Here is a 23543-nt window from a genome sequence, read left to right as displayed (position 1 = left end):
ACCTTCAACCTTCCACCGGCTGGAGACTCAAGCCCATTTTGCAAGAATTCCGCAGATCCGCTTGAACATTCCCTAAACAAACCTATGATGGCGCATCATAGGTAATGATGCGGAATTTTGAGGAGGGTTGCGTGAGCGAGGGGTCGATGTACAAGTCCGAGCGGGGCAGGCTCGCGATCCTGCGGACCTACCGGGAACTGCTCGACGACTGGCCGGTGCCCGCGACGCGGCGAACCGTCGAGACCTCGCTCGGGCAGGCGTTCGTGCTGGAGTCCGGACCGCAGGACGGTCCGCCGCTGGTGCTGCTGCACGGCTCGGGCACCAACACGGCGATGTGGCGGGCGGAGGTCCCGGAGTGGTCGCGCCACCACCGCGTGCTCGCGCTCGACCTGCCCGGTGAGCCGGGGCTGAGCGCCCAGGTCCGCCCGGCGCTGGACTCCGACGCGCACGCGCGCTGGCTCGACGAGGTCTTCGACCACCTCGGCCTGCGGGCACCCGCCGTCGTCGGCGCCTCGCTGGGCGCGTGGGTCGCCCTCGACCTCGCCGTGCGGCGCCCGTCCCGGGTGGGGCGGCTCGTCCTGCTGTGCCCGGCGGGCATCGGCGGTCAGAAGTACGGCTGGCTGCTGCCGGTGATCCTGCTGCGGATGCTCGGTCGGTGGGGGCGGCGGCGCTCGGTGGTCAAGGTCGCCGGGCTGACCGACGAGGCGTTCCTCGACTACCTCACCGAGATCTACCGCGAGTTCCGGCCGCGGACCGAGCGGCTGCCGGTGTTCACCGACGTGCAGCTGGCCGGGTTGCCGATGCCGGTGCTGGCGATCGCGGGGGAGCGCGACGCGATGTTCGACACCGCTGAAACCGCCCGAAGGCTCCGGAAAGCGCCCGGCGCGACGGTGCGCGTGCTGCCGGGGGTCGGCCACTCGGTGGTGAGGCAAGCAGAGGCCGTGTCGGCGTTTCTTGTGAAGAAGTCCACAGTGGAGTAACGAAACAGTGTGGTACCGAGTAATTTTGGTCGTTCCACGATCGTATGATCCTTTGTGGACCGCTCCTCATGGCGAATCCTGAGATGACGCCCGATCGGTGCACGGCGCCGATCGGGCCTCTTTAGCTTCGATCTTGGTCGGGCCGATGTCCAGGACGAAGCGGACATCAGGGTCCGCGTCGTCACAGGAGGAGTGGGATGACCGCTGTAGAGCTGAATCGATACGGTCCGGCGCCGGAAGTCCTCGCGCTGAACTGTCCACGGTGCACCGAAGGTGTGCGCTGGCTGGAACCGCCGTTGCTGCGCTGGTTCTGCCCGGACTGCGCGGTGTCCTGGCGCGACCCGTGCGAGCCGGGACTGCTGGAGGACCCCATCCGCACCGGTGGCGCGGTGATCACCACGGCACCGGCGCTGCTGGGAGGGGACCGGTGACCAACACCCAGCCCGTGCAGGTGCACGCCTGCACCCGCACCATCACCGCCGCGCACACCGTTCCGAGCATCCTGCCCGGGACCTTGCTGGCCAGGCGCGGCGAACCGGTGCTCGCCACCGGGACCATGATCGCGATGCTGGAGGACGCGACCTGGGAGCTGCTGGCCCCGGACGTGCCCGACGAGTTCGCGATGCTCGGCTGCGGCGGCGTGTACGAGCACACCGCACCCACGCTGCCAGGGCAGGTGGTGCGCATCGAGGTCGAGCGCGGCCCCGCGCCCGACGTCGGCCGCCAGACCTGGACCGCCCGCGCCATCAACGTCGACACCGGCCAGCAGGCGGGCGTGCTGCACCACCAGGTGGCCACCGTCGACCGCGACCGCTTCTACCGACGGCTCCGCCGATGAGCGCGGCGTTAACGCCGAGCGCTGCAGAACTGGAGCGGCCTGCTCGCCCGCGCAGTCGAGAGCAGGCCGGTCCAGGACCGGAGGTTCAGCCCAGCGCCGCGCGCAGTTCGCCCGGCGCGGGCAGGGTTTCGAAGATCACCTCAGCGCCGGCGGCCCGCAGTTCGTCGGCGCTGTAGGAACCGGTGGCGACCGCGATCAGCCGCGCGCCCGACTCGTGGGCCGCGCGCACGTCGTTGAGCGTGTCGCCGATCAGCACGATCCGCTCGGGCGCGAAGTCGATCCCGAGCTTGCGCGCCGCGCGCCCGCGCGCGACCGGCACCAGCCCGCCCCGGAGCAGGTGGTCGTCCCCGAAGGCGCCGATGTCCAGGTCGAAGTGGCCGAGCAACCCGAACGCGCCGAGCTTGATCCGCGCCACCTCGGCGGTGTTGCCGGTCAGCACGCTCTGGTGCACCGCCGGGTCGCCGTCGAAGGTCGCCAGCGCTTCCCGCGCTCCCGGCAGCACCCGGCCCTTCTCGGCCAGCTCCGCCCGGACCTCGTCGAACACCCCGGCCAGCGCCGCGGTCATCGCCGCCACCAGCTCGCCGGTCGGCTCGATGTCGTGCGAGCGCAGCATCTGGTCGATGGTGCCGAGATCGGTGCGCCCGTCCATCAGAGCCGGTTCGCGCACCGGCTGCCCGGTGACCTCGGGGAAGATCTGCCGGTACGCGGCACCGCCCAGGCCCAGCGAGTCGATCAGCGTGTGGTCGACGTCCCACAACACCAGGTGCTCGTCCACGTCGCTCCTAGAGTTCGTCCCACCATGCGGCGGAGCCGGTCAGGTTCCGCCACCGGCACCGTCAAGCCGAGCGACCGCGTCAGCAGTCGCTAGTTCTCCGAGATCTGCCTGCTCACACCCTGCATGCCGCGGACCTCTTCGCGCAGCTGCTGGATCTCCGCGAGGAGGATGGCGGTCTGGTTATCCTCGGCGATCTCGTGCTCGCGGGCGACCTGCGATTCCATCGCCGAGACGGTCACCGCGATGAACAGGTTGAGCACGGTGAACGTGGTGACGGCGATGTAGGTGATGAAGAAGATCCAGGCCAGCGGCTCGGCCTCCATCACCGAGCGGGCCACCTCCGACCAGGCCTCGCCGGTCATGACCTGGAACAGCGTGAACAGCGAGGCGCCGAGGTCGCCGAAGTACTCCGGTGCGACCGCGCTGAACAGCTTGGTGGCGATCACCGAGCCGACGTAGAGGATCAGCCCCAGCAGCGCGGCGATCGAGGCCATGCCGGGAAGCGCTCCGAGCAGCGCCCCGACCACCCGGCGCATGCTGGGGATGGCGGAGATCAGCCGCAGCGCCCGCAGGATCCGCAGCGCTCGCAGCACCCCGAACGAGCTGGAGGTGGGCAGCAGGGCGATGCCGACGATGACCGCGTCGAAGCAGTTCCACGGATCGCGGAAGAACTTCGGGCCGTGGGCGTAGAGGCGGGCGGCGAGCTCGACGGTGAAGATCGCCAGCGCGATCCGGTCCACCGCGTGCAGCAGCTCCCCGTGCTCGGCGACCAGCGCCGGTGAGGTCTCGCAACCCAGCGTCACCGCGTTGACCAGGATGACACCGATGATGACCTGCTGGAATCGCGGCGCGTCGACCAGCGCTCGTAACCGTTCCCGTGTGCTCACTCGTCCCCCGACGTCGTGCTCCGACATGATCGCCGATCAAGCTAACCGTCGAGCCCTCGGAATCCGCGGAGGCGCGTCCGGCTGTCGCGCACCGCACACGCTCGTGGGAGGTCACACCCGCCGGGAGTGGAGTCGCCGCACCTCCGCCGCCAGTTCGGGGTCGGGCCCGTCGACCTCGGCCTCGGGAACGACGGCTTCGATCGGCAACGCCGCGATCGGGGAGAGCGGAAGTCCTAGTTCGGTGGCCCATTCGCCCAGCTGCGCCGTCGAGGAGGCGTAGACGATGCGGCCCAGGCCGACCCAGCCGTGGGCCGCCGAGCACATCGGGCAGTGCTCGCCGGAGGTGTAGACGGTGCACCGCGGGCGCAGCTCGGCGACGAGGTTCTGGGCCGCCCACCGGGCGATCGCGAACTCCGGGTGCTGCGTGTGGTCCCCGCCCGAGACGTGGTTGTGGTCCTCGAACAGCACCTCGCCCTCGGGCGAGACGAGCACGGACCCGAACGGTTCGTCGCCGGACTCCAGCGCCCGCTCGGCGAGCTCCACGGCACGCCGCAGGAAATCCCTGTCACCTTCGCTGATGGCCATCCCACGACGCTATCGCGACGCCGCGGCCACCGGTGCTCACCCGGCTGCGGAGCGCTGCTCGACGGGTTCGGGCGTGCGCTCCGGGGCTCGGCGGTGCAGTGCTAGGACGAGGGCGATGAACGCGCCGGTGGCGGCGAGGGTGACCAGCAGCCACGCCGACCAGCCGGCGGCGTCGGCGATCCGGGGCGCCAGCAGGACGGCTCCGAGCACGACCAGGCGGCTGATCAGGTGTTGCAGGCCGAAAGCCGTGCCCTGGGCGTCGACGTGGGTCTCCTCGACGTAGGCGGCGAAGGCCGCCATCCACGGGCCGAACACCGCGCCGAGCGCGACGCCCAGCCCGATGAACACCGCGACGACGACCAGCGTCGGAGCCGCGGTCCCCAGCGGGAGCAGTGCGATGAGGATCGTCAGGGCCGCGGCCGTGGCGCTGCCGCCGGCGAGCAGGAACGGCGTGCGCCGCTGGATCCGGTCGGACCAGCGCGAGATGCTCAGGCTCGCAACGAGGTTCGCGCCCCAGAAGGACATCATGATCACCGACGCGATCCGGACCGGAACCCCGAGCGCCTCGCCGACCAGAACCTGGCCGTAGGCGTTGAGCGTGCCGAGCAGCAGGAACAGCGATGACATGGCCGCCACGAACATCCACGCGGTCGGGTTCCGGACCGGTGAGTCCGCCCGGGTGGGCGACGCGGTGCTCGGGTGTTTCGGACAGTTCCGGGGTTTTCGCGGCGTGGTGAGGGCAGCCGCGGCTAGAGTGCGGAGCGAGTTGCCCGTCTCGGCCGGGTTGAGCGCGCTGGGGGATGAGTGGTGCACGTCGTTGTCAGCGGGGGAGGAATCGCGGGGACGGCGCTGGCGCTGGCCCTTCGGACCGCGGGAATCGGTGTGACCGTGGTGGAGTCGCGGCCGGCCGATCACGGTGAGGGAGCCGTGGTCCGGCTGAGCCCGAACGGGATGGACGCGCTGCGGGCCGTGGGCGCGCACCAGCCGTTGATCGCCCGCTCGTTCCCGCTGGTGCGCAGCGAGCGGATCCGGCCGGACGGCAGTCGCCTCGGGTACGCGCTCGGGGCCGATCCGAGCTGCGAGCGCGGTTTGCCGCGCGTCATGCACTGGCCGGTGCTCTCGGCGGTCCTGCGCGAGCAGGCCATCGACCGGGGAGCGGAGTTCCGCCACGGCCATCGCGCCGTGGACGCCGACGTCGAGCAGCCGGCGGTGACGCTGGCCGACGGAAGCACCGTCGAGGGCGACGTCCTCGTCGGCGCCGACGGCGCGAATTCCCTGGTGCGCGGGCGCATCAACCCCGACGGCCCGGAACCGGAACGGCTCGGCACCCGCACGGTCTACGGCTACGCCGCCGACCCGGGCTGCGAACCACCGCCGCCGGAGGTGCTGCGCTCCTACCTGGGGGCGAAGGCGTTCTTCGCCGCCACCCGCGACTCCCACTCCGGTGGCTGCTTCTGGTTCACCAGCCTGCGCGCGCCCGATCCGCGCCGCCGCGACGACCCGCAGAACACCGACGAGCTGCGCGCCGAGATGAGCGTGCTGTTCGCCGGGGAGGACACGATCGCGCCGACCGTCGTCGGCAACTCCGACCGGATCCTGTCCTTCGACGACCACGCGTTGCCGCACGTGCCGCGCTGGCACACCGACCGGGCGATCATCATCGGCGACGCCCTGCACGTCGCCCCGCCCGCGTCCGAGCAGGGAGCGGCGATGGCCGTCGAGGACGGCGTCCAGCTCGCCCGCTGCCTGCGCGACCACGCCACCCCGGCAGCGGCCTTCGCCGCGTTCGAAGGGCTCCGCCGCGACCGGGTGGAGGCCGTCGTCGCGATGGGCAGGCTGGGCACCAGCCGCGCCCACCACCCGCTGGCCCGCCGCCTCCGCGGCCTGCGCACCAAGGCCAAGCGCCTCGTCGAGTGGCAGCGCAAACCCCCGATGGGCCGGGGGTGGGCCTACGACCACCACATCGACTGGCCGCAGACCACGACCTAGAACGACCCACGCGAAGGTCGCGACCCTTGGCGCACCGTGAGATGTGGGCCACACTGTGGCCGTGCGTGACGAGCGCTTCGAGGCAGCGTTGCCGGTCGGGGAGGACCCGCACCGGTACGCGCGGCTGCTCGCCCGGGTGCACGACGCCGCCGTGGCCGGTGAAACCCCGCCCGCACGTCCTCGCCCGGTGATCGGCGCGTCCTGGACGCGGATGCGCACGCGCGGCCTCGACCCGGAGCGCGGCGGCCGCGGCCGTTCGCTGCGGTCCGACGAGCTCGTCGAGCGCAGGCGCGCGTCCCCGCTGTCGGAAGTGCTGCCGCTGCTGCGCGGCAGGCTCGGCGGTGTCGCCGAGCAGACCGCCAACATCATGGTGATCACCGACGCCGACGGGCACGTGCTGTGGCGGGACGGCAGCACCGCCGTGCGCCGGAACGCCGACGCGCTCGGATTCGTCGAGGGCGTGAGCTGGGGCGAGGACGTCGTCGGCACCAACGCGATCGGAACGGCGCTGGTCACCGGCCAGCCGATGCAGGTCTACTCCGCCGAGCACTACGTGCGCACCCACCACGCCTGGACCTGCGCGAGCGCGCCCGTGCGCGATCCCCGGACCGGTGGGCTGCTCGGCGTCGTGGACCTGTCCGGACCGGCCGCCACCGTCAGCCCGACGACTCTGGCGCTGGTGCAGACCGTGGCGCAGCTGGCCGAGGCCCAGCTGCTCACCAGCCACTTCGCCGCGATCGAAGCCCTGCGCGGGAGCGCGGTCCCGATCCTGTCGCGGGTTCCCGGACCGGCCGTGGTCACCGACCCGCACGGGTGGGTCGCCGCGTCCTCCGGCATCGCGCCGGTCAACCACATCGCGCTGCCGGTCGACTGCGGCGCGGGCCGCGCGTGGCTGCCCGCGCTCGGCGAGTGCTCCGTGGAGCCGGTGCCGGGCGGCTGGCTGGTGCGGCTGCTCGACGACGACCCCACCGCGACGTTCGACGAACGCACCCGCGTGCGGCTCGACCTGCGGAACTCGCAGGCCCGCATCGACGTGAACTCGGCCTCCGGCACCTGGAACCACCCGCTGAGCCCCCGGCACGCGGAGCTGCTGTTCCTGCTGGCGGTCCAGCCGGGCGGGTGCACGGCCGGGCAGCTCGCCGCCGAGGTCTTCGGGGACGAGCGGCGCACGGTCACCGTGCGGGCCGAGATGTCCCGGCTGCGCCGCAACCTCGGATGCCTGCTGAGCAGGCGGCCCTACCGGTTCAGCGAGAACGTGGAGGTCGAGGTGCTGCGTCCCAACGACCCGGGATCGCTGCTCCCGCACTCCACCGCCCCGGCGGTGCGCGGCGGCTGAGCCGGTTGCAACCCCCTGCAACCCGTGCGCGGCGGCGGTCGGTGTGGCTCCATGACGGTGAACGCGATCGCGACCACTCAGGGTGTCGCGGCGAGAGGGCAACGACGCCCGCGCGGGAGGTAGTCCGTGAGCCAGACAGTGGAGCACAACGCGACCCGGACCCGGGTCGAGCAGTGGATGTCCGAGTTCTTCGAGGCCATCGCCGCCCGCGACACCGATCGTGCGGTGTCGCTGTTCGGCGAGGACAGCTACTGGCGCGATCTCATCGCGCTCACCTGGAACATCAAGACGTCCGAGGGGCGCGCCGAGATCGCGGCGATGCTGCGGGCAACGCTGGCGCACGCGGCACCCGGCGGCTTCGCGGTGCTGGATGAGCCGACCGAGGCCGACGGCGTCACCGAGGCCTGGTTCTCCTTCGAGACCGCCGCAGGCCGGGGCACCGGCCACCTGCGTCTCGTCAACGACAAGGCCTGGACGTTCCTGACCACCCTCGACGAGCTCAAAGGCCACGAGGAGCCGAAGAACCACCGCAGGCCCAAGGGCGCCGAGCACGGCGCCAACCCGGACCGGGTGACCTGGCTGGAGGAGCGGGAGACCGAACTCGCCGAACTCGGTCACACCCGGCAGCCCGAGGTCGTCATCGTCGGTGGTGGGCAGGGCGGCATCGCGCTCGGCGCGCGGCTGCGCCAGCTCGGGGTGCCGACGATCATCGTCGAGCGCAACGAGCGGCCCGGCGATTCCTGGCGCAGGCGCTACAAGTCGCTGGCCCTGCACGACCCGGTCTGGTACGACCACCTGCCCTACATCGACTTCCCGGACAACTGGCCGGTGTTCGCGCCGAAGGACAAGATCGGCGATTGGCTGGAGATGTACACCAAGGTCATGGAGCTCAACTACTGGGGCTCCACGACCGCGCTCAGCGCCAAGTACGACGAGGACAACGGCCAGTGGGAGCTGGTCGTCGACCGCGCGGGCGAGCAGATCACGCTCCGGCCGCGCCAGCTGGTGATGGCCCTCGGCGTCTCCGGCAAGCCGAACGTGCCGGTCTTCCCAGGTCAGAACCGGTTCGAGGGCGACCAGCACCACTCCTCCCAGCACCCGGGACCGGACGCCTACCGGGGCAAGAAGGCGGTGGTCATCGGCTCGAACAACTCCGCCCACGACATCTGCGGCGCGCTGTGGGAGGCGGGTGCCGACGTCACGATGGTGCAGCGCTCCTCGACCCACGTGGTGCGGTCGGACTCGTTGATGAGGCACAGCCTCGGGCCGCTGTACTCGGAGGAAGCCGTGGCTTCGGGCATCGACACCCGCACGGCGGACCTGATCTTCGCCTCCATCCCGTACCGGATCCTCAACGAGTTCCAGAAACCCGCGTTCGACCTGATCCGCGAGGAGGACGCGGAGTTCTACGCGCGGCTGGAGCGAGCCGGTTTCCAGCTCGACTTCGGCGACGACGACTCGGGCCTGTTCATGAAGTACCTGCGCCGCGGATCGGGCTACTACATCGACGTCGGTGCCAGCGAGCTCGTCGCCAACGGCAGCGTCAAGCTCGCCAGCGGTGACGTTCAGGAGCTGACCGAGAACGAGGTCGTGCTCACCGACGGAACGCGGCTGGAGGCCGATCTCGTCGTCTACGCAACGGGTTTCCGGTCGATGAACGGGCTGGCCGGTGACATCGTCGGCCAGGAGGTCGCCGACAAGGTCGGCAAGGTGTGGGGCCTGGGCTCGGACACCACCAAGGACCCCGGCCCGTGGGAGGGCGAGGAGCGCAACATGTGGAAACCCACCCAGCAGCAGGGCCTGTGGTTCCACGGCGGCAACCTCCACCAGTCCCGCCACTACTCGCTCTACCTCGCCCTCCAGCTCAAGGCGAGGGCAGAGGGAATCCCCACCCCGGTCTACGGCCTCCAAGAGGTGCACCACACCTCCTGACCTGCTCGCGCGGTCGGCCGGCGCCTTCGAACCGGCCGACCGCGACACGCGGGGACCGGCGGAATGGCTGGTCACAGCGACGTTCGGGCGTTCCGCGCCCGCGCGATCCGTCGCCATCGCCCACTCGGGTCACCGGTCGTTCCTGAACGTCTTCAAGCGCATGGGGGAGGGGAGCCCGGCACCGCTGTCGTGGCCGAACCCCGGCTACATGCTGAGCCTGGACTTCCCGATGAAGAAGGGCCTGGACGGGTTCTGCAGGCAGCTCGACGAGATGGTGCTGGCCGCGGGTGGGCGGTTGTACTTCGCGAAGGACTCCCGGACGACCCCGGAGATGATCCGCCGGATGTACCCGCGGCTCGACGAGTGGCGGAGGGTGCGCGATTCGGTGGATCCCGATGGTGTGTTCACCTCCGATCTGTCGTGTCGGCTCGGCATCACCGCGGGCTAGCCCCACCCCCGGTGGGGCTAGCCCCCATCTTGGGCCGGCGTTGATCACTTCCGGCTTCGCGCGGTCCCGCAGCCGCTAGGCTCGCGGCGTGACGACGGCGGAACCGGTGGTCTTCGGCCGTGATGCGGAGCTCGACGAGCTGCGGCGGCTGGTCGGGTCGGTGATCGACGGCACCGGTGCGGCGCTGTGGATCGAGGGTGAGCCCGGGATCGGCAAGACCGCTCTGCTGAGCCGGATCCTCGCCGAAGCGGCCCTCAAGGGCTGCGCGGTGCGCCACGCCACCGCCGACCGGTTCAGCCGGCAGTTCCCGCTGCGCCTGGTGCTCGACTGCCTCGGCGTCGGGCCCCAGTCGGCGGAACCGGAGCTGCGGGCGCTGCACGAGCGGCTCTCCGGGGCGGCCGACGGGCCGGCGGCGCCGGTCGCCGACGAGCTCGCCGAACTCGTCGTCACGTGGTGCGCCGACGCGCCCCTGGTCGTGGTCGTCGACGACATCCAGTGGGCCGACGACGCGAGCGTGCAGGTGTGGCAGCGGTTCGCCCGGCTGACCGAGGAACTGCCGCTGCTGCTGATCGGCGCCGCGCGTCCCGCGCGCACGCACACCGGAACCCGTGCCGGAGCACGCCGTCTCGTCCTGCCGCCGCTGGACGAGACGGCGGTGGCCTCGGCGGCGGCGAAGCTCAGCGGGTCGGTGAAGGTCGGCCCGAAGCTGCGCCGAGTTCTGGCCGGAGCGTCCGGAAACCCGCGCTACGTCGGGGAAATCGTGAACGGCTTGACCCGCGAGGGCGGCCTGGCGGTCGCCGATGGCCGCTCCGAGCTGGTCAAAGGTGACGCCGGGATGCCGCGCTCGCTGGCCGAAGCCGTCGTCGGGCGGCTCGCCTTCTTCGACAGCCAGACCACCGGCCTGCTGCGGATGGCTGCGCTGCTGGGCTCCACGTTCTCGCTGACCGAACTGTCCACCGTTTCAGAACGTCCCGTGTCCGCGCTGGTCGGCTACATCGAGGAAGCCCTGACCGCCGGGGTTCTGGTGGAATCGGGGCTGCAGCTGAGCTTTCAGCACGCGCTGGTCCGCCAGGCCCTCCACGAGACCACCCCGACCGCGCTGCGGCTGGCGCTGCACGAGCAGGCGGCGCGGGTCCTCGAGGACTCCGGGGCTCCCGTCGAGCGGATCGGCGAGCAGCTGCTCGCCTCGATCACCATCGGCGACGACGAGGTCGACGACTGGGGGCTGGACTGGCTGGCGCGCAACGGTCGCGCGCTGGCCCACCGTGTCCCGGCCTGCGCCGCGGAAGTCCTCGAAGCCGCGCTCGTCCCGATGCCCGCCAAGGCCGAGCAGCGCGACGTCCTGCTGGCCGCGCGCGTGCTGGCGCTGGTGCAGCTCGACCGCCCCGAACGGGCTCACGAGCTCAGCGAACGCGCGCTGGAGGAGGTCGACGACCCGGCCTGCGCCGCGGAGCTGAGCTGGTACCGGGTGTGGTCGCTGGCCGTGCGCCGGAAGGGCGACGAGGCCGCCGCCCTGGTCGCCGAAGCCGAGGCCACACCCGGTTTCGGGCTCCGGTGGCTGGCCCGGATGCGCGCCACGCTCGCCCAAGCGCAGCTGATGGCCGGCAACTTCACCGAATCCGACGAGACCGTGGGCCGGGCGCTGGCCGAGGCCCGCGAATCCGGCGACGACTACGCGCTCGGCCTCGCCTTGCACGTGCGGGGCACCGCGCGGGCGCGCAACAGCGATCTCGCCGAAGCCCTCGTCAGCTACCAGCAGGCCGGAGCCGCGCTCGGCGATTCCCTGGAGAACGCCGACCTGCGGCTCCAGGTGCTCAGCAACCGGATGATGCTGCTGTTCGCCCTCGGGCACGCCGCCGAGGCCGAGACCGTGCTGCACGAGATGCTGGCCATCGCCGAGAGCAGCGCCACCCCGTCGCGGCTGGCCGTCGTGCGGCTGTCGGCGGCCAACCACTACTTCACCGTCGGCCGCTGGGACGACGCCGCCGCCGAGCTGCAGGCTGCCGGTGAGCTCACCGGGGAGATGACCCCGCACCAACTGCGCTGGCTGCACGGGCTCTCGGCGATGCTGGCCGGGTATCGCGGCCAGCGCGAGGCCTTCGAACAGCAGCTGGCGGTGGCCGGGGAGGCGACGCCGGATTCCCAGGAGAACTCGGGTTTCCTGATGGTGGCCGGTGTGCTGGGCGCCGAGATCGATGGCGACCTGCAGCGGGCGAAAGCCATTCTCACCGAGGCCCTGGACGCCAGCGAGCGCATCGGCAGCAACTACGTGTGGCTGCCGATGCTGGTCCGGTTCGCGTTGCAGACCGGCGACGAGGAGACCGCCGCCCGCGCCACCAACGCCTGCGTGCAGGGCGCCACGGTCGGCGCCGCGCCCAACATCCTCGCCGCCGCGCAGCACTGCCGCGGCCTGCTCGACGGCGACCCGATCACGTTGCGCGCCGCCATCGAGCACTACGACAAGACCAACCAGCCGCCCAAGCGCGCCCGGGCCCTGGAGGACCTGGCGGCGGTCCTGGCCGAGCGCGGCGAGATCCCCGCCGCCCGCAAGGCCTACGTGCAGGCGGTGGAGATCTTCAACAACCTGGGTGCGAACTGGGACCTGCAGCGCGCCGCCGCCAGGATGCTCCCGCACGGGATCCGGACGCCGCGCGCCAAGCGGCTGCGCGCCACCACCGGCTGGGAGGCGCTGACCAAGACCGAACGGCAGGTCGCGCTGCTGGTCGGGGACGGCAAGTCCAACCCGGAGATCGCCGCCGAACTGTTCGCCTCCCGGCGCACCATCGAGGTGCACGTCTCGCACGTGCTGGCCAAGCTCGGCGTGCGCTCCCGGGTCGAGGTCGCGGTGGAGGCGACCGGACACCGCGCCTGACCATCAGGGCCTCTGACGGTTTTCGCGTGCTCCAGGTCACAAGAACTTGCCCCGGCTCGTGAGTTGAGCTCACGATCGACCTGAAAACAATCAGGCTTCCTGATGGTCAGCGTTAGGCAGAGAGGTTCACCATGCCCGCTTCGCATGACGGAAATCCCTGGGGTGACACGGTTCTCGTCGACTTCGAGGACGGCATCGCCTGGGTGACGCTCAACCGCCCCGACAAGCGCAACGCGATGAACCCGGCCCTCAACGACGAGATGGTGCGCACCCTCGATGCCCTCGAAGCCGACCCGCGATGCCGCGTCCTGGTGCTCACCGGGGCCGGCGAGGCCTGGTCGGCGGGCATGGACCTCAAGGAGTACTTCCGCGAGGTCGACGAGGCCGACGACCCGTCGGTGCAGATCAGGGTGCGCCGCGCCAGCGCCGAGTGGCAGTGGAAGCGGCTGGCCAACTGGTCCAAGCCGACCATCGCGATGGTCAACGGCTGGTGCTTCGGCGGCGCCTTCACCCCGCTGGTGGCCTGCGACCTGGCGATCTCCGCCGAGAACGCCCAGTTCGGGCTGTCGGAGATCAATTGGGGCATCCCGCCCGGCGGCGTGGTCACCCGCGCCCTGGCCGCCACCGTCAGCCAGCGGGACGCGCTGTACTTCATCATGACCGGCGAACTCTTCGACGGTCGTCGTGCCGCCGAGATGCGCCTGGTCAACGAGGCGGTCCCCGCCGAGCGGCTGCGCGAGCGCACCCGCGAACTGGCCGCCAAGCTCGCCACCACCAACCCGGTCGTGCTGCGCGCGGCCAAGGTCGGCTACAAGGTCGCCCGCGACATGCCGTGGGAGCAGGCCGAGGACTACCTCTACGCCAAGTTCGAGCAGTCCCAGTTCCTGGACGACACCAACGGCAGGCAGAAGGGCATGAGCCAGTTCCTGGACGACAAGTCGTACAAGCCAGGACTTTCCGCCTACAAGGACTGACGCGCGCCCTCCGGCACCCGTCCTGCTCGGCCGTGCGGGTGCCGGAGCCGCAGTGCGTCGCGATCGGAGCGGAACGGACGGTGAAAATGCGCGATGATGGGGTGGTGACCGCCGACGATGCTCAGCCGTTGACCCTGTACCTGGTCAAGCGTCTGGAACTGGCCATCCGGGCCCGGATGGACGAGGCGCTGCGCCCGCTGGGGCTGACCACGCCGCAGTTCACCGCGCTGACCGTGCTGCGGCACCGCGACGGGCTGTCGTCGGCCCAGCTGGCGCGCCGCTCCTTCGTCACGCCGCAGACGATGAACGAGATGGTGCGCGCGCTGGAGCGCAACGGTCACCTCGAACGCCACCGGGACCCGGACAACCGCCGGGTGCTGCTCATCGCCCTCACGCCATCAGGCCGTGACCTGCTGGAACGGTGCGACCCGTTGATCTCGGGGATCGAGGCGGAGATGCTGGGCGCGATTCCTGAGGTGCAGCACGCGCTGTTCCGGCAGAGCCTGGAGCTCGGCTGCGACGCGCTCGGCTGACGGTGGCAGAGGAGAACGGGTGGACGTCGAGGAATACCTGCGGCACGACGGCCTGGGACTGGCCGAGCTGATCGCGTCGGGACAGGTGACGGCGAGCGAGCTGCTGGAGGCGGCCAGGTCCCGGGCGAAGGCGGTCAACCCCGCCATCAACGCGATCGTCGCCTGGCTCGACGACCACGCCGGGCAGCGCGTCGCCGGGGAGCTCTCCGGCCCGTTCGCCGGTGTGCCGTTCCTGCTGAAGGACCTGCACCAGGACCTGGCCGGGACCCAGAGCGCCGACGGGTGCCGCGCGCTGGCCGGCCGCAAGGCCACCAAGACCGACACCGTCGTGCAGCGCTGGCTGGACGCCGGCCTGGTCGTCTTCGGCAAGACCAACACGCCCGAGTTCGGCTCCAAGGGGGTCACCGAGCCGGTCCTGTTCGGCCCGGCGCGCAACCCGTGGGACCTCCAGCGCACCCCGGGCGGCTCCTCGGGCGGCTCGGCGGCAGCGGTGGCGGCGGGGATCGTGCCGGTCGCCGCGGCCAGCGACGGCGGCGGCTCCATCCGGATCCCCGCGGCCTGCAACGGGCTCGTCGGCCTCAAACCCGGGCGCGGGCTGATGCCGGCGGGGCCGGTCGAGAGCGAGCAGCTCAACGGCCTGGCCACCAACGGCGTCATCTCCCGCACCGTGCGCGACTCCGCCGCCATGATCGACGCGCTGATCGGGCCCGAACCCGTCAGCCCCTTCGCGACGGCCCTGCCGGATCGGCCGCTGGCCGAGCAGCTCGACGAGGCACCCGGCACGCTGCGCATCGGCTACACCGCCCGCTGCGCGCTGCGCGAGCAGCCGCACCCCGAGGCGGTGCGGGCGGTCGAACGCGCGGCCGAGCTGCTCACCGAACTCGGCCACGAGGTCGAGGAGGTCGACCCGCCGCACGACGACCGCCAGCTGGGGCGGGACTTCCTGCTGATGTGGTTCGTCCACCAGGCCGTGGAGACCGACCGCATCAGGCGCGAAACCGGTTGCGGGGACGAGGGGTTCGAGCCCGACACGCTGATGATGGCCGCGCTGGGCCGGATGGCCGGTGCCGCCGAGCTCCAGCAGGCCCAGGAGCGGCGACGCGAGCACGTCGCGGCGCTGGCCGGTTTCCACGGCCGCTACGACCTGCTGCTGACGCCCAGCCTGGGTGAGCCGCCGATCCAGGTGGGATCGCTGGAAACCCCGCCCTCGCTGCAGGCGATCTCCCGGGTTCTGGTGCGCACCAGGACCACCCGCGTGCTGCGGTTGATCGGCATGGTGGACCAGATCGTCGAGAAGAACCTCGCCTGGGTGCCCTACACGCAGCTGGCCAACATCACCGGACGCCCGGCGATCAGCCTGCCGCTGCACCGCACCGGCACCGGCTTGCCGCTGGGCGTGCAGTTCGTCGGTCCGCTGCAGAGCGAAGCGCTGCTGCTGCGCCTCGCCCGCCAGCTCGAAGTGGCCGCCCCCTGGACCCAACCAACCCCGCTTCTGGAGGCTGCTTAGTCGGGCCAGGCGGGGTGGCGCTTCTCGAGGAACGCGGCCATTCCTTCGCGGGCGGCCGGGAGCTGTGATGCGGCGGCCATGACTTCCAGCGCGATGGCGTAGGCGTCCTGCTCGGGCCGGCCGAGCTGGGCGTAGAGGGTCTGCTTGCCGAGGCCCTTGCTGGTGCGGCTGCCGCGCGTCGCGCGGGCGAGCAGGTCGCCGACTGCCTCGTCCAGCGCGTCGTCGGCGGCGACCCGGTTGACCAGACCCCAGTCCAGCGCGGTGGCCGCGTCGATGACGTCACCGGTCAGCGCCATCTCCATCAGCCGCTTGCGGCCGATGTTGCGGGCGACCGGGACCGCGGGCGTGTGGCAGAACCAGCCGCCCTTGCCGCCGGGCAGCGTGAACCCCGCCGATTCGGCGGCCACCGCCAGGTCGCAGGCGCCGACCAGCTGGCACCCGGCGGCGGTGGCCAGGCCGTGCACCTTGGCCAGCACGACCTGCGGCACCGACTGGATGGTGTCCATCAGCTCGGTGCACAGCTGGAGCAGTTCGCGCACCCCGGTGAGGTCGCGCGCGGCGACGTCGCCGAAGTCGTGCCCCGCGGAGAACACCGGGCCGGCACCGGCGAGCACGATTCCCGTCGCGTCGGACTCGCCTGCCGCCCGGAAGGCCGCGAGCAGCTCGGCGAGGTGGTCGTGGGAGAGGGAGTTGCGGCGAGCCGGCCGGTTCATGGTGATCGTGACGGTCGCGTCGTCCCGCTCGGTCAGGATGTGCGCGTAGTCGTCCATCTGGCGACCGTACCGCGAACGGAGATCAACAAGTGGAAACCAGTGCTTCCAATTGGTTGAACCAATTCCGCCGATTGGCGGTACAGGCCCCCGGTGCGCGTTTGAAGAATGCGGGTTACCCGGGGTCGCGAACCGTTCACATCCGACGTGGGCGGGAAGTAGGAGGTGCGGGCGTTGACGTTGCCGGACGAGTTCAGCCGGGGAGAGCGGTTCACCGCTGTCACCACCGGAGTCCTGGTGGCGTTGCTGCCGGTCCTCGCGATGCGCAGCGATTCGACGCTCGACGCGGGCGACCAACGTCCGCACGCGGCGACCGCACCGGCGCCCAAGCCTCCCGCCGGCAACCGCACGGGGGTCAACGGGCGCACGTCCCACGATCCGGTCCTCAGCCCTCGGTTCCACGAGGACCTCCGGCGCGGCGGGATCGAACGCGGTACGGGACGGCTGGGGCAGATCCCGCCCGGGACGCTGGGGATTCCCGGCGTCGTGCTGGCCGCCTACCAGCGCGCGCAGGACTCGCTGGCGAAGTCGGACCCGGGATGCGGCCTGCACTGGTCGGTGCTGGCCGGGATCGGGCGCGTGGAGTCCAACCACGCCAGGTCCGGGCAGGTCAACGCCGCCGGGCGGACCCACTCGCCGATCCTGGGGCCGCGGTTGACCGGCGGACCGGGCATCGCGGCGATCCGCGACACCGACGGCGGCGGGCTCGACGGCGACGCCGCGTGGGACCGGGCGGTCGGGCCGATGCAGTTCATCCCGAGCACCTGGCGCTCCTACGCGCACCGCGGCGCCGACCCGCACAACGTCTTCGACGCGGCCCTGACCTCCGGCCGCTACCTGTGCGCGGGAGGCGGGAACCTCCGCGACCGGAACCAGCTGGCCGCGGCCATCTTCCGCTACAACCCCTCGGAGACCTACGTCCGCACCGTCCTGGCCTGGGCGGACCGCTACGCCAAGGGCGTGATCACCACGCCGGGGCTGCCGCCCGGCGCGGTGGACCCCACACCGTCCTTGGTGGACACCCCGCCCGGGGTGCCGATGGGTACGGCACCCGCACCCGCGGGCCCGGCCCCGGCAGGGCCGGCTCCGGCAGGCGCCCCGCCGGCACCCCCGCCAGGCCCGGCACCGGCACCCGCCCCGGCTCCAGCACCCGCGCCTGCCCCGGCACCGGCGCCCGCGCCCGCTCCGGCACCCGCCCCGGCTCCAGCACCCGCTCCCGAACCGGCCCCGCCGCCTCCGCCGTCCTCGAGCGAGCCGCCGCCCCCGCCGCCGAGCGAACCTCCGCCGTCCAGTCCCCCGCCGCCGGAGCCCACCTCATCGGCCCCGGCCGAGCCGGCGGAATCCACCACGACGGCCCCAGCCTCGTAGCGCATCGGACTGCTGCGGCTTCGCGGGAATCGGTCAGGTGGGCGTCATAGGCGGGGCGGAAGTCGGCAACGGGTAGCCGAGTTGGGTGGAGATCGTGGTGGCCGACTCGGCCGTCGCCCGGCCCGCCGCGTCCAGGTCGGGGAGGCAGGTCGTGGGCGCTGAGATGTTGAGGGCCGCGATGACCCGCCCCCGGAAGTCCCGGATGGGAGCCGACACACCGGAGAGGCCCGGTTCGAATTCCTCGGTGACCTTGGCGTAGCCGGTGCGGCGCGCTCGCTGGATCTCGGCCCAGAGCTGCGGCAGCGACCGGGTTTTCGGGTCGTGGCCACCGGTGAGTTCAGCGGGGAAGCGGATGTGCAGCTCGTCAGGGGACGCGTCGAGCAGCAGGACGCGACCTGCCGAGGTGCAGTGGGCGGGCACGCCGCGGCCTTCCCAGTCGTGGGCGCGGTAGGAGTGCCCGGAGACCGACAGCACGGTCAGCACCTCCTCGTCGCGCAGCACGCACAGGTGACCGGTCTCCTCCAGCTCGGCGGACAGCCGGTGCAGCACGGGCTCGGCGGTGCGCACCAGCCGGTCCTCGACCGTGCGCGCGACCAGCGAGAACAGCCGCCACCCGAGCCGGTATTCGAGCGTGTCCGGATCGCGCTCCACGACCCCTTCCTCCGCCAGTGCCTGCAGCGCGCGGGAGACCTGGCTCTTCTCGCGGCCGGTCAGCTGGGCGATGCGCACGACGCCGAGTCCGCCCGAGCGCTGCGCCTCCGGCGAGGCGAGGGCGTCCAGCAACGCCAGGTCGCGGCGGAGTCCGTGCCCGGTGGGCCTGGTCGAGGGCATGCGCGGAGCTTAAGCACGGCGGTTGGCATGAGCGCAACGCGCGTTGCGATGTGCCGAGATCGCTTGCCGGTCGCGGCCGGGCGTTCCTAACGTCGAAGCGGATCGGAGGCGCCATGCAGATCGTCGACATCACCCTGGACCGGCTCCGCCTGGAGCTCGACCCGCCGCTGCGCGCGGCGTGGGATCCCGACCCGCGCGGGCACTTCGACGCCACCCTCGTCCGGGTCCACACCGACGAGGGGATCACCGGCATCGGCTCCGGCGATGCGATGGACGGCTTCGAGGCCGTCCGGGACCTGTTCGTCGGGCAGGATCCGCTCAACATCGTCCGGCACGTGCGGGCGATCGAGACGGCGAACTTCCACGGCGGCCGGTTCTGGCCGCTGGAGGCGGCGCTGTGGGACGTCGTCGGCAAGGTCGCGGGCCTGCCGGTCGCGAACCTCTTCGGCGGTGCCGCCCGCTCGCTGCCCGCCTACGCCTCGACCGCCGAGCTCAAGTCGCCGCAGGAGCGGGTCGAGGTCGCCTGGCAGGTGCGCGAATCCGGGTTCCGGGCGATGAAGATCCGCATCGATCGGGACCGCACCGAGGAGGGCATCGCCGCGGTCGCGGCCGTCCGGGACGCGCTGGGGCCCGAGTTCGCGATCATGGTCGACCTCAACCAGTCGTGGCGGATGGCCGGTGACACCGCCGACGCCACCGACCTCACGGCCACCCGAAGGCTGGTCCGGCGGCTGTCCGAACTGGACGTCTTCTGGGTCGAAGAACCCCTCCCGTACCCCGATGCCGACGGGTTCCGGCGGCTCCGGGCGGACAACCCGGGCGTGCGGATCGCGGCGGGGGAGATGCACCACTCCGTCCCGGAACTCCTGTCCTACCTGGAGCAGGACGTGCTGGACGTCTACCAGATGGACGTGGTGCTGGCCGTGGGCATGCACCGGGCGCGGACGCTGGCCGAGCTGGCGCAGCACAAGCACCGCGCGTTCACGCCGCACAGCTGGACCAACGGCATCGGGCTGCTGGCGAACCTGCACGTGTCGGCCGGTGTCGGCGGCGGACCGTTCTTCGAGTACCCCTACGACCCGCCGGGCTGGACGCCGGAGCGGCGCGACTTCATGCTCGCCGAGCCGGTGCGGGTCAACGCCTCCGGTGAGCTGGAGGTGCCGCAACGGCCGGGCTTGGGCGTCGAACTGGACGAGGAGGCCGTGCAGCGGTGTCGGATCGGCTGAGCGTGGCAGCGGCAGGGCGGGTGGAGTTCGGCCCCGGGGTGCTCGCGGAACTGCCCGGGTTCATCGAATCACTCGGCGAGGAACGGGTTTTCGTCGTGACCGACCGAGAGCTGCGGGCCAGCGGGATCGTGGGGCGGATCGAGCGGATGCTCGGCGACGTCGAGCACGTCGTGCACGAGGACATCGGCCCCAACCCGCCGGTCTCCGAGGTCGATCGTGGCGCGGCCCGGCTGCGGGAGTTCGGCCGGGCGGTGGTCCTCGCGGTCGGCGGCGGCTCGGCCCTGGACGCCGCCAAGGGGATCGCGCTGCTGGCGGCGAACCCCGATGCGACCGCGTCCGACCCACCCGCCGACCCGCTCGACGGACTTCCGCTGGTGGCGGTGCCCACGACGGCCGGAACCGGCGCGGAGACAAACGGTTTCGGCGTCGTCGAGAACCCCTGCCGGCGCTGCAAGGTCTACATCGGACACTCGTCGGTCCGCCCGCGCATCGCCGTGCTGGACCCGGAGCTCACCGTCGGCCTGCCGCCGGCCATCACCGCCGCCAGCGGTTTCGACGCGCTCGTGCACGGCGTCGAGTCGCTGGCCTCGCGGGGCGCCAACCCGTTCTCGCAGGCCTCCGCGACGCAGGCGATCACCATGCTCGGCCGGTCGCTGCCCACCGCCTACCGGGACGGAACCGACCTCGACGCCCGGTCCGAGGTGCTGCTCGGCGCGCACCTGGCCGGGCACGCGCTGACGCTGTCCGGGCTGGGCCTGGTCCACGGCATCGGCCACGCCCTGACCGCCCAGGCCGGGATCCCGCACGGCGTGGCGCTGGCCGCGGTGGCGGAGGAGGTCATGGCCTTCAGCGCCGCCGAGGCCGACCGCGCCTACGCGACCACCGCGGCCGCCCTCGGTGCCGCCGACGCGATCGGCGCCGTGGCCGGGATCGGGGCGGCGCTGGAGATCAAGAAACCGCTGCGCGAGCTCGGCGTGCACCGGGAGCAGCTGCCCGCGATCGCGGCAGGCGCGGCGTCGGACGCGGTGACCCGCAACGCGCCGCGCCTGCCGGAGGAACGCGAGATCCTCGAACTGCTGGAGGCCGTCTACTGAATCAGTGGAGGGTGTCGAGCGCGTCCTTGGCGAACGGAACGAGCTCGTGCTGCCGGTCGGCGAGCACCTTCTCCGACCACTGCGGGTCGGCGAGCAGCGCGCGGCCCACCGCGACCAGGTCGAACTCCTCGCGCTCGAAGCGCTCCAGCAGCCGCTCGATGCTCTCCACCGAGGCGCCCTTGGTGCCCAGCGTCTCCGGCTCGAACATCGCGTCCAACCCGACCGAGCCGACGGTGATGACCGGCTTGCCGGTGAGCTTCTTGGCCCACCCGGCGACGTTGAGCTCCGAGCCGGACTCGGGGAACTCCGGCTCCCAGTAGCGGCGGCCCGAGGCGTGGAAGGCGTCGACGCCGGCGTCGGCCAGCGGCGCGAGGATGTCGGCGAGCTCGTCGGGGTCCTCGGCCAGCTTGGCGTCGTAGTTGTGGGCCTTCCACTGCGAGAAGCGCAGCACGACCGGGAAGTCGGGGGACACCCGCTCGCGGACCGCCTTGACGATGTCCGCGGCGAACTTGGTGCGCTCGACGTGGTCGCCGCCGTAGGCGTCGGTGCGCTTGTTGGTGCGCTCCCACAGGAACTGGTCGATCAGGTAGCCGTGCGCGCCGTGCAGCTCGATGCCGTCGAAGCCGATGCGCTCGGCGGCCCAGGCGGCCTCGGCGAAGGCGTTGATCAGGTCGTCGATGTCGGTCAGGGTCAGCGGCGAACCGGCGCCCGGCGCGCCGTCGAGGCCGATGCCCGACGGGCCGACGACCGGGGCGTCCTTGAACGGACCGGCACCGGCCGGGCGCTGGATGCCCACGTGCCACAGCTGCGGCATGATCTTGCCGCCCTCGGCGTGCACGGCCTTGACCACGCGCGACCAGCCGGCCAGCTGCTCCTCGCCGTGGAAGCGGGGGACGCGCGAGCTCATGCCCGCCGACGGGTGGTCGACGAAGGTGCCCTCGGTGATGATCAGCCCGGTGCCCGCGGCGGCGCGGCGCGCGTAGTAGGCGGCGACGTCCTCGCCGGGGATGCCGCCCGGGGACATGGTGCGGGTCATCGGCGCCATGACGATGCGGTTGGGCAGTTCGGCGGAACCGAGCGTGAACGGGCGGGCCAGTGCCTGCGAAGCGCGACTGCTCACAGCGATGATCTCCTGTCCTGCGTTCCAGGCGTGACGTCCCGGAGCTGAAGTGTGCAAGACAAAGGTACATATTCGATTCAGGAAACTGCAACTGTGACAGTCGCTATTATGGTTGCGTTGCTAGACTGCGGCCTGACCTGCGGACGGAGGTGGAAGACGTGCTCGACATCCGGTTCTGCCGCGCGCTCCAAGTGATGATGCGGCTGGCCATCGCGGCCGAGGAGGGCTCCGAGGTCCGCAGTTCCACCCAGTTCGCCGAGGAGCTGAGCACCAACCCCAGCCTCGTGCGCAAGCTCCTCGTCCCGCTGCACAGCGAAGGCCTGGTGATCTGCACCAAGGGTCGTGGCGGCGGTGCCAGGCTGGGCCGACCGGCCGAGGAGATCACCCTCGCCGAGATCTACCGCTGCGCCGTCGGCGACAAGCCGCTGTGGGCGCGCTCGCCCGACGGCGAGCACGTGTGCATGGTCGCCGCCCGCACCGGCGAGTTCTTCGCCAACCTCACCGCCGAAGCCGAACGAGCCGTGCTGACCTCCCTCGGCGACCGCACCCTCGCCGACAGCGTCCGCGAGATCCGCGCCCTCGACGCCGAACCCGCGCGGCGATGACTTGCGGTTGACGCGACGTCAACTGGTTGGCTGCTGGCCATGAACCCGCTGCAGCACACGCCGCTGACCATCGGCCAGGTCGCCGAGCTCGCCGACGTCTCGCCCCGCACCATCCGCCACTACCACCAGGTCGGGCTGCTGGGCGAGGCCGAACGCGACTCCGCCGGACGGCGCGTCTACCGGACCTCCGCGATCGCGCGCCTGCTGTGGATCCGCAAGCTCGCCGACCTCGGCCTGAGCCTGGCTCAGATCAAGGACGTCGCCGACGGTGCCACCGGGCTGGAGGAACTGCTCGACGGCGTCGAGCGGGAACTGGCCGAGCAGGAGGCGCGGATCGCCCGGCAGCGCGAGTCGCTGCGCCTGGTGCGCGCCGCCGGTGGCGCGCCGGCGCTGATCGGCGAGGTCGGCAGCGAGACCGAGCAGGTCTCGCGGATGCGCCGGCTCGCAGGCGTTCCGGGCGAGCAGCAGCGGGACATGCTGCTGCTGGTGGAGAAGGCGTTCGGCCCGCAGCGCGCCGTGCTGCAGGCCGCCACCGACAACCTCGCCGCCACCGACGAGCACCTGCGGGCGCTGACCGACCGCGTCACCGACCACTACGAGCACCTGGCCACGGCCGACCCCGACGACCCGAGGGTCGAGGAGTGCGTCCGCGACCAGGTCGAACTCGCCGAGGCGGTCCGGCGCGCGGAGCTCGCGGCAGGCATCGACGGCGACGCCCTCTGGAGCGACCTCGCACCCGAAGAAGCCCCGGATCCCGAGGTCAAGGCCCTGGCGATCCAAGCCATGACCTCCGAGGCCCCGCAGTTCTCCCCGGCCCAGCACCGGGCCATGCGCCTCTACTTGGCCCGCGCCGTCCACACGTGAGCGAACCCC

Annotated in this window: 22 protein-coding genes and 1 pseudogene; 16 read left to right on the top strand and 7 right to left on the bottom strand. The window is 71.8% G+C overall.

Annotation, left to right across the window (positions count from 1 at the left end):
- Nucleotides 1-131 precede the first annotated feature (131 nt).
- The 3 genes from R4I43_RS29010 (at nt 132) to R4I43_RS29000 (ending at nt 1818) form a co-directional block, all read left to right on the top strand.
- A complete protein-coding gene (locus R4I43_RS29010) occupies nt 132-980 on the top strand; it encodes an alpha/beta fold hydrolase (protein WP_324268883.1) in 849 nt (282 codons plus the stop codon).
- Nucleotides 981-1177: 197 nt separating this feature from the next.
- On the top strand, nt 1178-1411 hold the full coding sequence (locus R4I43_RS29005) for a hypothetical protein (RefSeq protein WP_324268882.1): 234 nt from the start codon (nt 1178-1180) through the stop codon (nt 1409-1411).
- Nucleotides 1408-1818, top strand: a complete 411-nt coding sequence (locus tag R4I43_RS29000) for a thioesterase, FlK family (protein ID WP_324268881.1) — start codon at nt 1408-1410, stop codon at nt 1816-1818. Before R4I43_RS29005 ends, R4I43_RS29000 begins: the two co-directional genes overlap by 4 nt.
- Nucleotides 1819-1903: 85 nt before the next feature.
- On the opposite strand, the gene R4I43_RS28995 is transcribed toward R4I43_RS29000, so the two are convergent.
- From R4I43_RS28995 to R4I43_RS28980, 4 genes are all read right to left on the bottom strand, one after another.
- Nucleotides 1904-2593: an HAD family hydrolase gene (locus R4I43_RS28995; RefSeq protein ID WP_324268880.1), complete on the bottom strand. Its 690-nt coding sequence runs from the start codon at nt 2591-2593 to the stop codon at nt 1904-1906.
- Nucleotides 2594-2682: 89 nt separating this feature from the next.
- Entirely contained in the window at nt 2683-3480 is a 798-nt protein-coding gene (locus tag R4I43_RS28990) for an ion transporter (protein WP_324268879.1), read from the bottom strand.
- 111 nt (nt 3481-3591) lie between these two features.
- A complete protein-coding gene (locus R4I43_RS28985) occupies nt 3592-4065 on the bottom strand; it encodes a nucleoside deaminase (protein ID WP_324268878.1) in 474 nt (157 codons plus the stop codon).
- A 36-nt stretch (nt 4066-4101) separates the two neighbouring features.
- The gene (locus tag R4I43_RS28980) at nt 4102-4878 is read right to left on the bottom strand and encodes an MFS transporter (protein ID WP_324268877.1); all 777 of its coding nucleotides are present in this window, start codon (nt 4876-4878) and stop codon (nt 4102-4104) included.
- Between R4I43_RS28980 and R4I43_RS28975 the strand changes: the two genes are divergently transcribed.
- The 8 genes and pseudogenes from R4I43_RS28975 (at nt 4873) to R4I43_RS28940 (ending at nt 15656) form a co-directional block, all read left to right on the top strand.
- Nucleotides 4873-6054 (top strand): FAD-dependent oxidoreductase, encoded by a 1182-nt coding sequence (locus tag R4I43_RS28975; protein WP_324268876.1) that lies wholly within the window; start codon nt 4873-4875, stop codon nt 6052-6054. The two genes, R4I43_RS28980 and R4I43_RS28975, sit on opposite strands and share 6 nt — an antisense overlap.
- A 61-nt stretch (nt 6055-6115) precedes the next feature.
- Complete coding sequence (locus R4I43_RS28970) at nt 6116-7390, top strand: helix-turn-helix domain-containing protein (RefSeq protein ID WP_324268875.1); 1275 nt, start codon at nt 6116-6118, stop codon at nt 7388-7390.
- A 126-nt stretch (nt 7391-7516) separates the two neighbouring features.
- The gene (locus R4I43_RS28965) at nt 7517-9322 is read left to right on the top strand and encodes an NAD(P)/FAD-dependent oxidoreductase (RefSeq protein ID WP_324268874.1); all 1806 of its coding nucleotides are present in this window, start codon (nt 7517-7519) and stop codon (nt 9320-9322) included.
- A 115-nt stretch (nt 9323-9437) separates the two neighbouring features.
- Nucleotides 9438-9770: pseudogene (locus tag R4I43_RS28960) on the top strand (D-arabinono-1,4-lactone oxidase); the annotation flags it as partial.
- An 88-nt stretch (nt 9771-9858) separates the two neighbouring features.
- Nucleotides 9859-12642 (top strand): ATP-binding protein, encoded by a 2784-nt coding sequence (locus tag R4I43_RS28955; protein WP_324268873.1) that lies wholly within the window; start codon nt 9859-9861, stop codon nt 12640-12642.
- A 131-nt stretch (nt 12643-12773) separates the two neighbouring features.
- Entirely contained in the window at nt 12774-13616 is an 843-nt protein-coding gene (locus tag R4I43_RS28950) for a p-hydroxycinnamoyl CoA hydratase/lyase (protein ID WP_324268872.1), read from the top strand.
- An 86-nt stretch (nt 13617-13702) separates the two neighbouring features.
- Nucleotides 13703-14149 carry a MarR family winged helix-turn-helix transcriptional regulator gene (locus R4I43_RS28945; RefSeq protein WP_324268871.1) on the top strand — a complete coding sequence of 149 codons (447 nt, stop codon included), beginning with the start codon at nt 13703-13705 and terminating at the stop codon, nt 14147-14149.
- 19 nt (nt 14150-14168) lie between these two features.
- Entirely contained in the window at nt 14169-15656 is a 1488-nt protein-coding gene (locus tag R4I43_RS28940) for an amidase (RefSeq protein ID WP_324268870.1), read from the top strand.
- Here R4I43_RS28940 and R4I43_RS28935 read toward each other — a convergent pair.
- Nucleotides 15653-16426, bottom strand: coding sequence for an enoyl-CoA hydratase-related protein (locus tag R4I43_RS28935; protein ID WP_324268869.1), 774 nt, complete (start codon nt 16424-16426; stop codon nt 15653-15655). The genes R4I43_RS28940 and R4I43_RS28935 overlap by 4 nt on opposite strands.
- Nucleotides 16427-16600: 174 nt before the next feature.
- Here R4I43_RS28935 and R4I43_RS28930 point away from each other — a divergent pair, with 174 nt between their 5' ends.
- Nucleotides 16601-17794: a lytic transglycosylase domain-containing protein gene (locus R4I43_RS28930; protein WP_324268868.1), complete on the top strand. Its 1194-nt coding sequence runs from the start codon at nt 16601-16603 to the stop codon at nt 17792-17794.
- 33 nt (nt 17795-17827) lie between these two features.
- Here R4I43_RS28930 and R4I43_RS28925 read toward each other — a convergent pair whose 3' ends face one another.
- Nucleotides 17828-18625: an IclR family transcriptional regulator gene (locus R4I43_RS28925; protein WP_324268867.1), complete on the bottom strand. Its 798-nt coding sequence runs from the start codon at nt 18623-18625 to the stop codon at nt 17828-17830.
- A gap of 113 nt (nt 18626-18738) precedes the next feature.
- Here R4I43_RS28925 and R4I43_RS28920 point away from each other — a divergent pair, with 113 nt between their 5' ends.
- The gene (locus R4I43_RS28920) at nt 18739-19851 is read left to right on the top strand and encodes a mandelate racemase/muconate lactonizing enzyme family protein (protein WP_324268866.1); all 1113 of its coding nucleotides are present in this window, start codon (nt 18739-18741) and stop codon (nt 19849-19851) included.
- Nucleotides 19836-20945 carry an iron-containing alcohol dehydrogenase family protein gene (locus R4I43_RS28915; protein ID WP_324268865.1) on the top strand — a complete coding sequence of 370 codons (1110 nt, stop codon included), beginning with the start codon at nt 19836-19838 and terminating at the stop codon, nt 20943-20945. The genes R4I43_RS28920 and R4I43_RS28915 overlap by 16 nt, the downstream gene beginning before the upstream one ends.
- A gap of 1 nt (nt 20946) precedes the next feature.
- Here the strand turns inward: R4I43_RS28915 and R4I43_RS28910 are convergent, their stop codons facing one another.
- The gene (locus tag R4I43_RS28910; RefSeq protein WP_324268864.1) at nt 20947-22065 is read right to left on the bottom strand and encodes an NADH:flavin oxidoreductase; all 1119 of its coding nucleotides are present in this window, start codon (nt 22063-22065) and stop codon (nt 20947-20949) included.
- A 158-nt stretch (nt 22066-22223) separates the two neighbouring features.
- Here R4I43_RS28910 and R4I43_RS28905 point away from each other — a divergent pair, with 158 nt between their 5' ends.
- A complete protein-coding gene (locus R4I43_RS28905) occupies nt 22224-22670 on the top strand; it encodes an Rrf2 family transcriptional regulator (RefSeq protein ID WP_324268863.1) in 447 nt (148 codons plus the stop codon).
- A 39-nt stretch (nt 22671-22709) separates the two neighbouring features.
- Entirely contained in the window at nt 22710-23534 is an 825-nt protein-coding gene (locus R4I43_RS28900; protein ID WP_324268862.1) for a MerR family transcriptional regulator, read from the top strand.
- The last annotated feature ends 9 nt before the right edge of the window (nt 23535-23543 follow it).

Source organism: Saccharopolyspora mangrovi, from assembly GCF_035320975.1.
Classification (GTDB): domain Bacteria; phylum Actinomycetota; class Actinomycetes; order Mycobacteriales; family Pseudonocardiaceae; genus Saccharopolyspora; species Saccharopolyspora mangrovi.
This window is presented reverse-complemented; position numbering and strand designations above follow the sequence as displayed.

Coding starts and splice junctions, on each gene's coding strand:
- R4I43_RS29005 (WP_324268882.1), top strand. CDS start 1,178: ATGACCGCTGTAGAGCTGAATCGATACGGTCCGGCGCCGGAAGTCCTC.
- R4I43_RS28925 (WP_324268867.1), bottom strand. CDS start 18,625: ATGCCCTCGACCAGGCCCACCGGGCACGGACTCCGCCGCGACCTGGCG.
- R4I43_RS28920 (WP_324268866.1), top strand. CDS start 18,739: ATGCAGATCGTCGACATCACCCTGGACCGGCTCCGCCTGGAGCTCGAC.
- R4I43_RS28950 (WP_324268872.1), top strand. CDS start 12,774: ATGCCCGCTTCGCATGACGGAAATCCCTGGGGTGACACGGTTCTCGTC.
- R4I43_RS28945 (WP_324268871.1), top strand. CDS start 13,703: ATGCGCGATGATGGGGTGGTGACCGCCGACGATGCTCAGCCGTTGACC.
- R4I43_RS28900 (WP_324268862.1), top strand. CDS start 22,710: ATGAACCCGCTGCAGCACACGCCGCTGACCATCGGCCAGGTCGCCGAG.
- R4I43_RS28985 (WP_324268878.1), bottom strand. CDS start 4,065: ATGGCCATCAGCGAAGGTGACAGGGATTTCCTGCGGCGTGCCGTGGAG.
- R4I43_RS28935 (WP_324268869.1), bottom strand. CDS start 16,426: ATGGACGACTACGCGCACATCCTGACCGAGCGGGACGACGCGACCGTC.